Origin of the sequence: Xanthobacter pollutisoli, from assembly GCF_040044995.1 — a bacterium.
Taxonomy (GTDB): Bacteria; Pseudomonadota; Alphaproteobacteria; order Rhizobiales; family Xanthobacteraceae; genus Xanthobacter.
Genome location: NZ_JBDZDP010000016.1, coordinates 1 through 13,064, shown reverse-complemented (window position 1 = coordinate 13,064; position 13,064 = coordinate 1). Strand labels below are relative to the sequence as shown.

General features: G+C 63.0%; 12 protein-coding genes and 2 pseudogenes. 1 reads left to right on the top strand and 13 read right to left on the bottom strand.

Going from position 1 to position 13,064, the window contains the following annotated elements; translation table 11 throughout:
• Positions 1 to 17 precede the first annotated feature (17 nt).
• Together ABLE93_RS21300 and ABLE93_RS27020 are read right to left on the bottom strand one after the other, a co-directional pair.
• Complete coding sequence (locus ABLE93_RS21300) at positions 18 to 329, bottom strand: aspartate racemase/maleate isomerase family protein (protein ID WP_510183066.1); 312 nt, start codon at positions 327 to 329, stop codon at positions 18 to 20.
• Positions 268 to 564: pseudogene (locus ABLE93_RS27020) on the bottom strand (aspartate racemase/maleate isomerase family protein); the annotation flags it as partial. The pseudogene ABLE93_RS27020 and the gene ABLE93_RS21300, both read right to left, overlap by 62 nt.
• Positions 565 to 1,003: 439 nt before the next feature.
• Here ABLE93_RS27020 and ABLE93_RS21290 point away from each other — a divergent pair.
• Positions 1,004 to 1,306 (top strand): annotated as a pseudogene (locus tag ABLE93_RS21290) (ATP-binding protein); the annotation flags it as partial.
• Here ABLE93_RS21290 and ABLE93_RS21285 read toward each other — a convergent pair.
• The 11 genes from ABLE93_RS21285 to ABLE93_RS21235 all read right to left on the bottom strand — a co-directional run bounded on the left by ABLE93_RS21285 (position 1,206) and on the right by ABLE93_RS21235 (position 12,785).
• Positions 1,206 to 1,949 carry a maleate cis-trans isomerase family protein gene (locus ABLE93_RS21285; protein ID WP_348841836.1) on the bottom strand — a complete coding sequence of 248 codons (744 nt, stop codon included), beginning with the start codon at positions 1,947 to 1,949 and terminating at the stop codon, positions 1,206 to 1,208. The pseudogene ABLE93_RS21290 and the gene ABLE93_RS21285 overlap by 101 nt on opposite strands.
• A gap of 30 nt (positions 1,950 to 1,979) precedes the next feature.
• Complete coding sequence (locus tag ABLE93_RS21280) at positions 1,980 to 3,209, bottom strand: acyl-CoA dehydrogenase family protein (RefSeq protein ID WP_348841835.1); 1,230 nt, start codon at positions 3,207 to 3,209, stop codon at positions 1,980 to 1,982.
• A gap of 42 nt (positions 3,210 to 3,251) precedes the next feature.
• Positions 3,252 to 4,079: an SDR family NAD(P)-dependent oxidoreductase gene (locus ABLE93_RS21275; RefSeq protein WP_348841834.1), complete on the bottom strand. Its 828-nt coding sequence runs from the start codon at positions 4,077 to 4,079 to the stop codon at positions 3,252 to 3,254.
• A complete protein-coding gene (locus ABLE93_RS21270) occupies positions 4,057 to 4,899 on the bottom strand; it encodes an SDR family NAD(P)-dependent oxidoreductase (protein WP_348841833.1) in 843 nt (280 codons plus the stop codon). Before ABLE93_RS21270 ends, ABLE93_RS21275 begins: the two co-directional genes overlap by 23 nt.
• A gap of 26 nt (positions 4,900 to 4,925) precedes the next feature.
• A complete protein-coding gene (locus ABLE93_RS21265; protein ID WP_348841832.1) occupies positions 4,926 to 5,963 on the bottom strand; it encodes a beta-keto acid cleavage family enzyme in 1,038 nt (345 codons plus the stop codon).
• 43 nt (positions 5,964 to 6,006) lie between these two features.
• Entirely contained in the window at positions 6,007 to 6,825 is an 819-nt protein-coding gene (locus ABLE93_RS21260; protein ID WP_348841831.1) for a citryl-CoA lyase, read from the bottom strand.
• 13 nt (positions 6,826 to 6,838) lie between these two features.
• The gene (locus ABLE93_RS21255) at positions 6,839 to 7,660 is read right to left on the bottom strand and encodes a CoA-transferase (RefSeq protein ID WP_348841830.1); all 822 of its coding nucleotides are present in this window, start codon (positions 7,658 to 7,660) and stop codon (positions 6,839 to 6,841) included.
• Between the two features lie 27 nt (positions 7,661 to 7,687).
• Positions 7,688 to 8,608: a CoA transferase subunit A gene (locus ABLE93_RS21250; protein WP_348841829.1), complete on the bottom strand. Its 921-nt coding sequence runs from the start codon at positions 8,606 to 8,608 to the stop codon at positions 7,688 to 7,690.
• 70 nt (positions 8,609 to 8,678) lie between these two features.
• Entirely contained in the window at positions 8,679 to 10,370 is a 1,692-nt protein-coding gene (locus ABLE93_RS21245) for an AMP-binding protein (RefSeq protein ID WP_348841828.1), read from the bottom strand.
• 112 nt (positions 10,371 to 10,482) lie between these two features.
• Positions 10,483 to 11,472: an NADPH:quinone oxidoreductase family protein gene (locus tag ABLE93_RS21240; RefSeq protein ID WP_348841827.1), complete on the bottom strand. Its 990-nt coding sequence runs from the start codon at positions 11,470 to 11,472 to the stop codon at positions 10,483 to 10,485.
• A gap of 422 nt (positions 11,473 to 11,894) precedes the next feature.
• The gene (locus tag ABLE93_RS21235) at positions 11,895 to 12,785 is read right to left on the bottom strand and encodes a TetR/AcrR family transcriptional regulator (RefSeq protein ID WP_348841826.1); all 891 of its coding nucleotides are present in this window, start codon (positions 12,783 to 12,785) and stop codon (positions 11,895 to 11,897) included.
• Between the last annotated feature and the right edge of the window lie 279 nt (positions 12,786 to 13,064).

The following is a 13,064-nucleotide window of genomic DNA, read 5'->3' as shown; positions in this document are numbered from 1 at the left end:
CGGCAGCCGGATTCTCTTCAGGCCAAGCCGAGGAGGCGGCCGAATCCTGGTATGTTGTCCTTGCAATCGGCGAGGCGCAGCATGTGCCATAGGGTGGCGGTGGTGGAGGTGACGACCGGCTTGCCGATCTCCGCTTCGATGGTTGCCGCCACGCGCTCCGAATGCGTGTTGAGGCAGGTGATGACGAGGATATCCGCGTCCGCGGACCAACCGCGCCGCGCCAGATCCAGCAGGTCCGCGGCGGTCGGCGTCGCGAGCGCGAACGTCCTCGATGCCGAGGTGGGCGGAACTGACGACGTGGAGACCGGCCTGCTCGAAGAATTGGCGATCCAACGTGTCCACCTCCTCGGTATAAGGCGACACGACGGACATCCGCCGGCCCCCCAGCGCCGCGATGGCACTCAGCAAGGCGTGGGTAGCCGAGGTTGCCCTGGCCCCGGTTTTCACTTCGATCTCGTGCCGCAGATGCGCGTCATAGGCTTGCCCCTGCACCACGCTGGAGGCCGTGCAGCAATAGGCGACCACATCGAGACGACAGTCCGAGAGCTGGCGGACGGCCGACATCCCCTCGTTCCGGTCCATTTCGATGATGCCCGCGGGCGTCAGCTTGGTCGGGATCAGCATGCGCGCCGCATGAACGTTCACGCCCTCCGAACGACGCGAGAGAACCAGGGCTCGACCACGGTGTTGACGCTGGGCAGGACGACGCCGAGCCGAACCGGGCCTTCCATCTGCTCCGCCATCTCTGACCTCCTGTCGTAACGGTTCCGTGCCGTGAACGTTTGCCCTAGCCCGTCTGAACCACATGAGCCAGACGGCGCGCCGCCGCCAGACTGGCTCCCGCCGGGGCCGGAACGCGTCCCAGGGCACCATCGCGTTCAGCTTCACCAGCGGATCTGCCTTCGCGTCCAGCCCCGCATAGCGCTTCGAAACGTCGAAGAAGCCCATCTGGCCCATAAATCACAACCTCAAATCTGTGCCACTGGTGCTGACGGCGGACACCCGCTATGAGCGCCGCTCGATGCTGATCACCGCAAATCAGCCGTTCGGGGAATGGAATCGCATCTTCCCCGACCCCGCCATGACCCTCGCGGCCGTCGATCGCCTCATCCACCATGCCACCATCTTCGAGATGAACCTCGAAAGCTACCGACGACGTGCGGCACTCCCGCGACAATCGAAGGCGGGACTCCGCATCCAGCGGTTCACGCCGCATGCAAGGTTAGCAAACGGCCGTAGCCTTCTACTTGGTCCGCGCGTCCGGCGAGTCGGAGCATATGCCACAGCATCGATGTGGTGGAGCTGATGACGGGTTTCCCGAGTTCGCGTTCAAGCTGTCCTACAGCGAAGTGGGAATGAAGGTTGAGACAGGTGATAATGAGAGCGTCTGCTTCCGGTCGCCAGCCGTGCCGCGCGAGAGTTACGATCTGCGCTTTGCCGGGCTCGGCCAGATGGAACGTGTCGGTAATGCTGAGATTTGCCGAGCCAACCACGTCCAGACCCGCATCGGCGAAAAAGTGATGCTCCATCGCATCAATGTCGTCGGTATAGGGGGACACGATCACGACCCTTCGCGCCTTGAGTGCAGAGAGCGCGCTCAGGATGGCATGGGTGGCCGTGGTCGCTTTGGCGCCCGTTTCCCGTTCGATTTCTTGCCGCAGATGCGCGTCATAAGCTTGGCCCTGCACCACACTGGAGGCTGTGCAGCAATACCCGATCACCGCAGGCCGACAGCTTGCCATCTGCCGCACCGCCAGCGTGCCCTCGGACCGATCCATTTCAATGATGCTTTCCGGAGAGAGCGTCGGCGGAATCAGCATGCGAGCGGCGTGCAGGTTGATGTCCGTGGGCAGCGTGCGCGAGAACCACGGCTCGACCACCGTATTCACGCTCGGCAGGATAACGCCCAGGCGTAAGGGGCGGACATCGTCCGCGAGGGGCGAAGACATGAGCGGTGACCTCCTCGAATCGGCGTTGCCTTAGGCAGTGCGGGTAAGGCTGCGCCCGAGCAGATCGAGCAGCATCTCGCTGGCCCCCTCCCCCACGGGGCCGAGACGCGCGTCGCGCCACAGCCTTTCCGCCCGGAACTCCCGGCAATAGCCTGCGCCACCGTGCATCTGAAGCGAGGCTTCGGTGGCAAGCGTCGCGACCTCGCTGGCGCGGAGCTTCAGCATCCCGGAAAGAATCCCGAACTCCGGCGCGAACGGGTCCTCCATTCGTGCAACTCGCCACATGAGGGTATTGCAGAGAACGAAGGCGCTTATGACCTCGGCGACCTTGAACTGCGCCGTCTGGTATGAGGTTACCGGCCGGCCGCGGATCTTTCGCTCCGCCCCGTAGGCAAGCATGTCGAAGATAGCTGCCTGGGCGATTCCCAGCAGATGCGCGGCAACGCTCGGCCGGGACTTGTTGAGGCCGGTCTGGAGAATGGAAAGGCCTGTGCCCGGCTTGCCGATCAGGTTCGCGCGGGGAATTCGCACGTCGCAATAGCCGAGCATTGTGGTGCTCGAGGCACGGTGACCGACCTTGTTCTCGCGCCGGCGGACTTCGAGGCCGACGGGCCGGCCGGTGACGACTGCGGCTGAAATCGCCTCCTTGCCGGTGCCCAGCGGTGCCCATTTGCCGAACACCAGCATCATGTCGCTCACATCGCCGTTGGTGATGTAGAGCTTCTCGCCCTGGATGATCACCTCGTCACCGTCGGGAACGAAGCGCGTCGACATGGCTGTGGCGTCGGAGCCACCGCTTGCCTCGGTGATGGCGATGGCGGCTAGGCCGCCCTCCGCCACCACCGGCAGGAACCGCTGCAACTGCTCTGGCGGCGCACTGTCGATGATCGGGTTTGTGGCGTGGAAATTCGTCGCCCAGGTCAGTCCCGTCGACGCACAGCCGCTGCTGATCTCGCGCAGCGCGAACAGATAAGCGGCATAGGAAAGCGGGGCGCCCCCGTAGTCTTCCGGCAGGAACATGGTGTTGAGGCCGAGCGCGTTGATGTCCGCCATGTTCTCACGGGGAAAGTCGCCGCTTTCGTCATAGCCAGCCGCCCGCGGCGCGATCCGCGTCTCGACGAGCCGGCGGACCTGATCGATCATCGCGCTTTCGGCATCGTCGAGGCGCGCATCCGCGTCCACCACTTCCAGGATCGAACGGGCGCTCGCGCGCTGAGGCGCGGGAGAGGCCGGCGTGAGCGAGGATTGTGTCATGGTCATATGCCTTGCTTGAGGCGGCGCGAGGCTGTCGCCGCCAAAATCTCAGAAGCAGGTGAAGCCGTCGTCCGCCGCGACGATGGAACCGTTCAGCAGGCGCACCGAGCGGCCAGCGCACAGCAGGAGCAGCAGGGCCTTGAGGTCCTCGGGCTCGCCGACGCGTCGGCGCGGGAGCGAGGACGCCATCTTGCGCCCGGCTTCCGTGGCCAGGAACTCCGCGTTCAGTTCGGTGGCGATGTAGCCGGGGCATATGGCGTTGGTGTTGATGCCGTATCGGCCCCACTCGCGGGCCATCTGACGCGTCATGTGAACGACGGCCGCCTTGCTGGCGCCATAGATTCCCACCTTGCCGACTGGCCGGCTTCCGGCGATCGAGCCGATATTGACGATGCGCCCTTCGATCTTGTTCGCGACCATCTGCCTGGCGACCGCCTGGGCGGTGAAGAATGCACCCTTGAAATTGGTCCCGACCTGAAGGTCGAAGTCCTCCTCCTCCACCTCGAGGAGCATTTCCTCCCGCGAGACGCCGGCATTGTTAACCAGGATGTCGATGGGGCCGACCTCGTCTGCGATTGCGGCGACAAGCTCGCGGATGGAACGGACCGATCCGACATCCACGGTCATGGCATGGGCGGTGCCACCGGCCGCCCTGATCTTGTCCACCGCACGCTGAAGCTTGTCCGCGTGCCGCGCCGCGCCGATCACCTTCGCGCCCGCTCCGGCCAGGGCCTCGGCGAAGCCGAGACCCAGGCCGGAGGACGCGCCGGTCACCAGCGCGACCTTGCCGTGGATTTCTTGCGCGGCGACAGGGTTCAGGCGCATCTGGCCCAGCACGCCACCGAGGCCGGGGTCACCGGTAAGGATATTGGTCAAACATTTCCTCCCAGTCGGCTTTGTTCTGTTCTGTGTAGTCCAGCGCATACCAGCGCGGATAACCATGGAGGGTCGAGCCCCCATCGATCATGATGCCTTCACCGTTGATGTATCCTGCATCGTCCGAGAGCAGGAACGCCACAAGCTTCGCGACATCCATGGCGCTGCCCCACCGCCCCACCGGCGTCTGCCGCACCAGCATGTTACGAACCGGGGGATGCTGCATCTTCTCGGCAGTAATCGCCGTCTCGATGACGCCCGGCAGGATGGCGTTGACGTTGATGCGGTAGTTGCCGAGCTCGGAAGCAAGATGCTTCATGAGCATCACCACGCCGGCCTTGGCGACGCAATAAGCGCCGAGTTGATCGGCGATGACCTCTGCCCCCGACGAGGCCGTCAGCACCATCTTGCCGCCCTGCCCACGGGCCATCATCGCCTTCGCAACCTCCTGGCAGAAATAGAACGTGCCGTTGAGGTTCACCTGGATGATGAGGTTCCAGTCCTTCTTCGCCATCTCGGCGAGCGGCGAGAACTTGCCGGTGCCCGCATTGGCGAACAGCAGGTCGATCCCACCGAAGTGCTCGACGACGGCGGCGACGCAGGCTTCCACGTCTTCGCCCTTGCCCTGATCGACCATGAAGGCGTGGGCATCCTGACCGGATTCCTTCCGGCACGTGGCCGCCGTCTCCTCGGCGAGGTCGAGTTTGCGGTCGGCGATGGCCACCTTGGCCCCGCGCCGGGCAAGCTCCAGCGCGGTTTCCTGGCCAATGCCGCGCGCGCCACCGGTGACGAGCGCGACCTTTCCGTCCATGCGTGACATCTTCCGCTCCTATGCGACGGCTTCAGCTATTCCGCTGCGCGCAGTGCTGCGGCGGGTGTTGCGCCGATCAGCGAGAGATATTCCGACGCGCTCATCAGTTCGCGACCCAGCGAGGTGGCGATCGTGTTGGCGAGGCGGAAGTGCTCAACATTGCTGGTGAGCATGTCGTCGCGATGGGGCCACTTGTAAATGGTGTCCTCCATGCCGACCCGGATGTGCAGGCCCATCAGCGTCGCGAGCGTGGTGAGGTAGGTGCTCGCGCGGCCGGCGGCGCAGACCGAGATGATGGATTCCTGGCTGATCTCGCGGATCATGCCGACATAGCGGGTCAGGCCGCTGATCATGGACTCCGGGCTGTACATGGGGCTGCATCCCGGAAGCGCGGGAAGCACAAGCCAAAAGAAGGGGGGCTCCAGCAGGCCGGTGTCGATCAGGAAGCGGCGGGCGTTGTCGATGTCGCCATCGCTGTACACCGCAATCTGCGGCCGCACGCCCGCCTGGAGCGCAAGCTGCGCCTTCTTGATGATGGCGTGGGGCGACTTGAAGAACATGTTGTCGCCGATGAGGATCGCGCAGGTGTTGATGGGGACCGCGTCCAGCAGACCGGCGGTCATCATCTTCTCCATCTGCTGGCTTTCCTCGTCGTTCACCGCGACAAGGCAGCCATCGATGGCGATATCCGGATGCCGCTCGCGCAGCGGCTCGATGGTGCGGCGGAAGAGATCGATGTCGAGGACGTTGTAGCCCTTCTCATCCCGGACATGCAAGTGGATGATTTTGGCGCCTGCGGCGATGCATTCTTCCGCCGAACGGATAATCTCCTCGGGCGTCGTGGGCACGTTGGGGTTCGCATTCTTGGTAAAGAAGGCGCCGTTCATGGTCGCCGAGATGGCGATCTTCTCGGGAACCTTCCATTTCGGCATGGTATCGACATCCGCGAACGCGCTGCCCTTCGGATCGACGATCTCGGGCATGCCCCAGGGCTTCCAATTGGTCTTGATGGCCTCGCGCTGGTACCACTTGTCGACGTGCTGCCACTTGATGGTGTTGTTATCCAATCCCATGGAACCGATCCTTCCATTATCCTGAAATTCTGAGGGCGCCTGTTCAGGTCACCGGGGCCATCGGCGCGGGCTCCGCGTCGGCGGGCATGGGGCGCTCGGCGGCGCCCAGATAGTCCATGTCCTCGTCGCGAATGACGCGCAGCGGCACCCCCTCCTCGATCTCCTCGATGACGTGGGCCATGATGCCGGGAAGCACGGCGAGTGCGGCGATGGCCGCGATATGGATGGGCTTGAAGCCCATCTCCATGCCGATGCAGGCGAGCGCCCCGTCCACGTTGATGCAGATCTCGCGTCCGGTGGCACGCCGGAACTCGGCGTTGATGGCCTGGTAAAGCCGCGTGCGCTCACCGACGAAGCCACACTCCTCGGCGATCTCCCACAGCTTGGTGGCGCGGAAATCCTCGCTCTTGTGGGTGGGATGGCCGAACCCGGGAATCCGCTGCTTGGCAGCGCGTCGCTCGCCGACCACGCGCCGCGCGGTCTCCTCCATGGAGAGCCCCTCCCGCTTCATTAGGGCCCATGCCTCCAGGATGAAGTCGCAGCCGTGCTGCGGGTTGATGGTGTTGCTTCCGGCTGTGAGGAGGCCCGCAGCCGTCGCGGGGATCAACTGGGGATTGCCGGAGGCGCAATAGCGCGCCGCGAGCACGCTCGCCGCGACGAACCCGTGGTCGTAGAGGCTCGCCAGCATCGCATCCATCATGCGCTCCTCCTTAGGCGTCGGCAGATCGCCGCGGAACGTCAGGAAAACGCCGGCGGCATAGGAGGGCCCACCGATGAGGTGCTTGTGGTCGTAGCCGTGGATGATGACCTTGCCGGGCAGGACGCGGCTGATCTTCGTTTGCCAATGGTTCGCCATGGTCATGTCCTTCCTGGGTTCAGCGCAGGTTGCCGGCAACGTCGATCCGCTTGCGCAGGATTTCGAGTTCGCGTTGCGTGGGCGTGGGGGTTTCCGGCACGTCGTCCGGGATGATCAGCTCGAAGCCGGTCTTGGCCACGACCTCATCCACCGGGACACCGGGGTGCACGGACTTCAGGCGCATGCGCCGTGTGTCGTCGTCGAAGTCCATCACGCAGAGCGGGGTCACGCAGTAGCGTGGGCCGCCGGGCAGGCCGAGGCGCTCGCGGTCGCCCTTGCCGCGACCCCAGCCGTAGGACGAGACGAAATCGCACTCTTCCACGAAGATGCGCGTGTCGTGCGCGTTCACCACCAGGTGGAAGCGGCTATTCATCACGGTCGCGTTGGTGGTGCCGACGGCGCCCGGCCCCCGGAATTTCAGGCGGTTGAAGTCCTTGCCGACACCGATGAGGTTGCTGTTGCCCCACGGGTCGATCTGCAGCGCGCCGGCGAAGAACACCCCGTTCCTGCGGAACTTCATGTTCTCGACGAGATCGTTGTGGATGTAATACGCCTCGGCCCAGCGGGTGGCCCGCGCGTCGGTGATCAGCTCGAACTCTTCGACTGAAGGTTCATTCAGCAGATTGGCTTTTGTCATCGCCATCATCACGGTCATGTTCGGGCCGTGGTGGAGATGGGCGAGGAGGACGCCGGCGCGGGGAACCGGCAGATTCGCGCCGACCTCGACCCACTGCCCGTCCTCCAAGTCGCGGGACAGGACGGTTGCCATGATTTCCCGTGCCGTGACGGGCAGGCTCATGACGTCGTCGGACGTCGTTTCCGGCTTGTTGTAGATGTTCATGATTCCGGCGTCCTCACCAGTCTTCGTTCAGTATTCGTCGAGCGACAGAAGCCGCCGCAGTCCGACACGCTCTAGATATTCGACGTGATCCGCCGGCTCGGTGACGTAATGGGCGATGTAAGCGCGGATCGCGCCGTCATCACCGGTCTTGGCGAGCGTCGTCGCGGCCGCAACATATTCGCGGATGTGCTGCTGATCTTCGCGGTAGAAGCCGGGGCTGGAATAAGGATGGGCGCCGAACGGGGCGCGGATCACACCGTCGGCGCCGGCGACCGTGGTGCGCAGCGGATCGCGCTTGATCTCCTCGTTGGAGACGATGTGCTCAACCTGCACGAAGGTCAGATCGGACGCCGCCGCGATGGCGCGGTCGCCATAGCCATGGCCGTTATGCTGAACGTTGCCGTAGCGGTCCGAAACTGCGGCATGCAGGAAGGCAACGTCGATGTTCAGCGCGGGGATCGCCAGGATGCGCTCGCCGGAGATCGGATCGTCGATCTCCTTGATCGCCGGGTTCACCTTCGGAAAGGAGGTGCCGACACCCGCCTTCCAGGGATTGAACGGCACCCGCTGGGCGGCGGCCCGCAGCGCGCAATAATAGAGCGCCTCATCCAGTTCGTAGACGGAAAGCCGACCGGCCTCGGCGGCAGCGCGGAACGCCGGCCCGATGGGTGCCAGTTTCTCGCCGGAAATATAGGGTGCCGCCACCTTCGCCACGCAGCCCGAGGCGATCAGAAGGTCCAGTTCCAGCCCCGCCGAAGCCGCCCCGACGACCGTGAGGTTCTTGAGGCCGCGACGGATCAGGCCACGCACCACCAGCATCGGATGGGCGGCATTGATGAAACCGCCAATGGCGACCGTCATTCCGTCCCGCACATGGTCCAGCGCAGCGTCGATTTCGATGATCTTCGACTTGCGTTGAAGCAACGCCGGCGCAACGATTTCGTTCACATTGATCTCCCTTTATTTCTTGCCCGTCACGCGTCGTTTCCGGCCCGAGGGCAGTCGACCCGCGAGAGCTTCACTTGTCCCTGGATATCGTGACCTGCAGCCGATCCCACGTGCGCGGCGTGAAGGGGGTCTCGCGCAACACGTTCTTCTGGATCTTGTTGGTGAGGGTCTTGGGCAGGGCCTCGACGAACTCGAAATAGCGCGGCACGGAAAACTTCGGCAGCAGGCGGTTGCAGTGCGCCACCAGTGCGGTCGGGTCCAGAACCGCTCCCGGAGAAAGCACGATCACGGCCTTCACCTCGTCTCCGCCGATCTCGCTGGGAACGGCGATGGCGGCAGCCTCCTGCACGCCGGCGAATGAGACCAGCGCATCCTCGACCTCGAAAGCGGAGACGCTCTCGCCCTTGACGCGGATGACGTCCTTGATGCGGGCGACGAAATAGAGATTGCCCTCGGCGTCGAAGCGCCCAGCATCGCCGCTGTGATACCAGCCGTCCTTGCGGACTTCCGACGTCGCTTGCGGATCGCCGTCGTATCCCGCGAAGACAATGGCAGGCTCATCGGAGCGGATGGCGATCTCGCCCACCTCCCCCACCGGCACGGGCTCGCCGGTGGGATCGACGATGCGAACCTCGAACTCCGGCAGGACACGGCCGGCGCTCGCGGTGTCGGCGCCCTCCCCAAGCGGCCGGAACACCGGCACATTGCCTTCGGTCGAGCCGTAGCAGGCGCCGAGCGGAACGTTATGAATGCGCTGGAAAGCGGCAACATCGCGCGGCGCACCGCCGATGCCGATCCCTGCGCGCAAGCGCGTGCCCCGCGCCTCGTCGCCAGCGGACGCCTTCACCAGCAGGTGCAGGATCTCGCCGATATAATAGAAAATCGAAACCCCGTTGGAACGGACATCCGGCCAGAAGTTCGAAAGGCTGAACTTTTCAGTCAAAACCAATTGCGCGCCCGCCAACATGACGGGAACGACGATCATGGCCTGCGACGTATTGTGAAACAGCGGATAGAAATTATAGAACACATCGTCAGCGCGAAGCGAAAGCGCGTCTGCGATGCGGTAGCCGAGCCAATATTGCTGCGCGTGCGGCAGCAGAACGCCTTTCGCGAGGCCCGTCGTTCCTGACGTATTCATGATTGCGCCGATATCGGTGCCGTCGATCTTCGGGTCCGGCGGCTCGATATCCGAAGCGGCGGCGACGAGCCCCTCCAGCGCGGACTGCTGGGGCGCAAGCCCCGTGGAGATGGGACCATCCAGCGTCAGGACATGACAGCGCCCGGTCACGTCCGTGCCAAGTTTCGTGAACTCCTCCGCCAGTTCGCGCTGAACCACAATGAACGGGATGTCCGCCCTAGATAGGGTGTGGAGAATCTGCGGCGCCCTATAGCCGGTGTTCAGCGGCACCTGGACCGCTCCGATCTTGGCAAGCCCGAACCAGAGATCCAGATATTCGAGGCGGTTGAAGCAGAGAATAGCGACGCGCGTGCCTCGGGTAATGCCGAGAGCCGACAAGGCGTTGGCCGTCTTGTTTGCCCGCCGGTTCATCTCGCTGAAGCTGAACGTCTCGCCGCGCCAGCGCACGAACGGCCGGGTGCCGTAAAGCGCTGTCGCGCGCGCCAAAATCCGCCCGATGGTGCGCTCCGCCATGGGAAGCACGCCCATGCCTGCGCTTGCGGACGGAAACGCCACCGTCTTTGCCGGCTCGAGAGATTCCGCGGTGTCGAAGATGCGTTGGCTAATTGAACGTTCAGTCATTGAAGGACAGTCCGTGTTGCGTCTGCCTGTTACGGGTTCACAGCTTGCGCTCCCGTCTCTCCCTTGAGGCGGCGGACCGACCATGACGGTCCGCCGGGGGAAAGCGCCGGGTTCAGCTCGGGGTCAGCACCAAGCGTGCACCAGCTTCGCGCTTGACGACCTGATCAAGCGCATCCGCGAACTGCTCGAGGGGTACAGGCCGCGAGGTCGGCGCCCGGATCGCGCCCTTCTCGTAAAGCTCCAGCAACTCCTTGAAGCATTCATTCATCCGTTCGGGGCGGCGTTTGCGATAATCGCTCACCTGAAGGCCGGATATCTGAATGTTCTTCAGAAGCAGATAATTGACCTTGAGCGTAGGTATCTCGCCGGCGGCGAAGCCAACCACCACATAGCGTCCGCACCAGTCGAGCGTTCTCAGGGCTGGCGCAAGGAAGCGGTCGCCGATCGGGTCGATCACCACGTCCACGCCCCGCCCGTCGTTGAGCGCATAGACCTGCTGCCGCAGGCTATCGCGCAGGTCGGGGGCGCTCAGGTCCACGGTGGCGAAGGCCCCGGCCTCGCGGACGGCCGCAGCCTTTTGGGGAGAGGAAACCCCGCCGATGACGCGGGCGCCGAAGGCGTGGGCGAGCTGGACGGCTGCGGTGCCCACGGCACCGGATGCGCCCAGCACGAGCACGACTTCGCCCGGCTTGACATGGGCGCGTTCGCGAAGGGCGAACCAAGACGTGTCAAAGGCCAGACTGATGGAGGCGGCGTCGATGAACGACATATTGTCCGATATCCGATAGCAATGGCTGGCTTTCGCCACTGCCTTCTCCGCATAGCCACCTTCCTCTGCGGTGGTCAGCACCCGGTCGCCGACCGAGAGGTTCTTGACGTTCGACCCAACCGCCGAGATCACGCCCGCAGGCCCTTTGCCGGGCGTGAACGGCAGCGGAGGAAGGAACTGATACTTTCCGGCGATGACCAGAGTGTCCACGAAGTTCGCCGTCGAGGCCTTCACGTCGATGACGACTTCATCCGGCCGCGGCTGGGGATCGGGAATGGTTTCAACCGCAAGGCTTTCCGGGGTTCCAAACGCGTGGACAACAACGGCGCGCATGAGTTGCTCCTGGCTTTCCTCAAAGTGATGCGTTCAGCTTCATCGAGCCGATTGAACGTCTTGGGGAGTGATCTCCCTTTTAGAGAGTAGGCTCCCTTTGATCGCTCCTGATCATTATCGCCCTTTCGGCACAGGACGCGAAAACCCATCCTATGGGGTCGCAACCGGCGCCCCGCGGGACCATGATCCTCACCGAAAAGATTGAAACCCAGCCAGTGAGGCTCGATTGAATGGTTATTCATTCATTACGATGCGCTAATCGATCTGTCAAACAAAAAACGTTTGCCAACAAGGCGAACGCACGCTGCGATACAGCGGCGAAACGGCCCGGCAAAATGCTTATGGAGCAAACGACGTTACGGCCACCCCCCTCCCGGGTCGGGCCTCGCCTCAAGCGAGGTTGGTTGTCTGCCTGGGGAGCGTCAGCCCGGCACCATCGTGTCGAGGCGTATATATTCGAGATAACGGCTCCACCCCTCTCGGGTGAGCGCTGTATTCATCAAATTATCAGTCACATCCCGAATGTAGGAATCCAGTGTGACAAACTCACTTAGGCGCCAATGCTTGAGTGCCCAAGTATGAGCGGCCATGATGGTTTGATAAACAAAAATCTCGATGTTGATCTTCCGAAAAAACCCCTGCTCGATGCAGGCGCGAACGCTCGCCGCGATCAATTCGTTGGTTTCGATTTCCATGCTCTTGATGGCATGGCGATGATCCAGGCGCAGGGATTTCGTCTCGCGATACGTCAGGATGCAGGCTTGGCGATTGGCATCGAACACGCGGCAATAGGCGTTGAACCCGGCGATGAATCTGTGAACCGGATCCGACAGCGGGGCCATCGCGGCGGGGATGACTTCCTTGTTGGTATGTACGATGAGCTGAAGGGCGAGGAAGAGAATCTCTTCCTTGTCCGTGACGTATTGATAGATGAGGCCGGGACTGACCTTCGCGGCGTCGGCGATTTCCTTCACCGTCGTGGCGTTATAGCCCTTGCGGGAGAATAGCTCGATTGCCGTGTGCACGAACTGGGATCTGCGCTGGTTGACCAGCAGCACGTCTTCCACCTGGCTCTTGACGAGGCCGGTGACGCGCGGATCCACGAACCAGCCGTTTTCCTCCCTGCGCTTCGAGGATTCGCGTAGGGTCGCGCTGTTCGCCAGCTTATCGGCTTCGGTCTTCTTGCTCCGAGGCATGGAGGCCTTTCCTACGAGTAAACGGCTGTCGCGCACAGCCGGTGAATGGGTGATCCGGCCATTCGCCGCATCAGACGGGGGTAGGGCATCGTGGTATTTTTGAACCGCAACCTTCACGATGCACGCGCTCGCCAAATGGACATCGGATTGCATAAATACAACAAATCAACCAAAAAGCGAAATCACGCTGCGTTCGATGAGCTCCCAGATTCAGAATTTCCAATTGAATGTACCTACATTCATCCGGCTATTCAATTCCAGCGACACCACCCAAAATCCGCGATGGAAATTTGATCGAGTAGGCTGGCCGGGCAACCGCTGATTCCAATCCCGTTTTGCGTCTTGATCCCTGACCCGACGGCTTCAGAAACCGTCTTTTGGGACGATCCAACCGCA

Coding starts and splice junctions, on each gene's coding strand:
- ABLE93_RS21285 (WP_348841836.1), bottom strand. CDS start 1,949: ATGTCTTCGCCCCTCGCGGACGATGTCCGCCCCTTACGCCTGGGCGTT.
- ABLE93_RS21280 (WP_348841835.1), bottom strand. CDS start 3,209: ATGACCATGACACAATCCTCGCTCACGCCGGCCTCTCCCGCGCCTCAG.
- ABLE93_RS21270 (WP_348841833.1), bottom strand. CDS start 4,899: ATGTCACGCATGGACGGAAAGGTCGCGCTCGTCACCGGTGGCGCGCGC.
- ABLE93_RS21265 (WP_348841832.1), bottom strand. CDS start 5,963: ATGGGATTGGATAACAACACCATCAAGTGGCAGCACGTCGACAAGTGG.
- ABLE93_RS21260 (WP_348841831.1), bottom strand. CDS start 6,825: ATGACCATGGCGAACCATTGGCAAACGAAGATCAGCCGCGTCCTGCCC.
- ABLE93_RS21255 (WP_348841830.1), bottom strand. CDS start 7,660: ATGAACATCTACAACAAGCCGGAAACGACGTCCGACGACGTCATGAGC.
- ABLE93_RS21245 (WP_348841828.1), bottom strand. CDS start 10,370: ATGACTGAACGTTCAATTAGCCAACGCATCTTCGACACCGCGGAATCT.
- ABLE93_RS21240 (WP_348841827.1), bottom strand. CDS start 11,472: ATGCGCGCCGTTGTTGTCCACGCGTTTGGAACCCCGGAAAGCCTTGCG.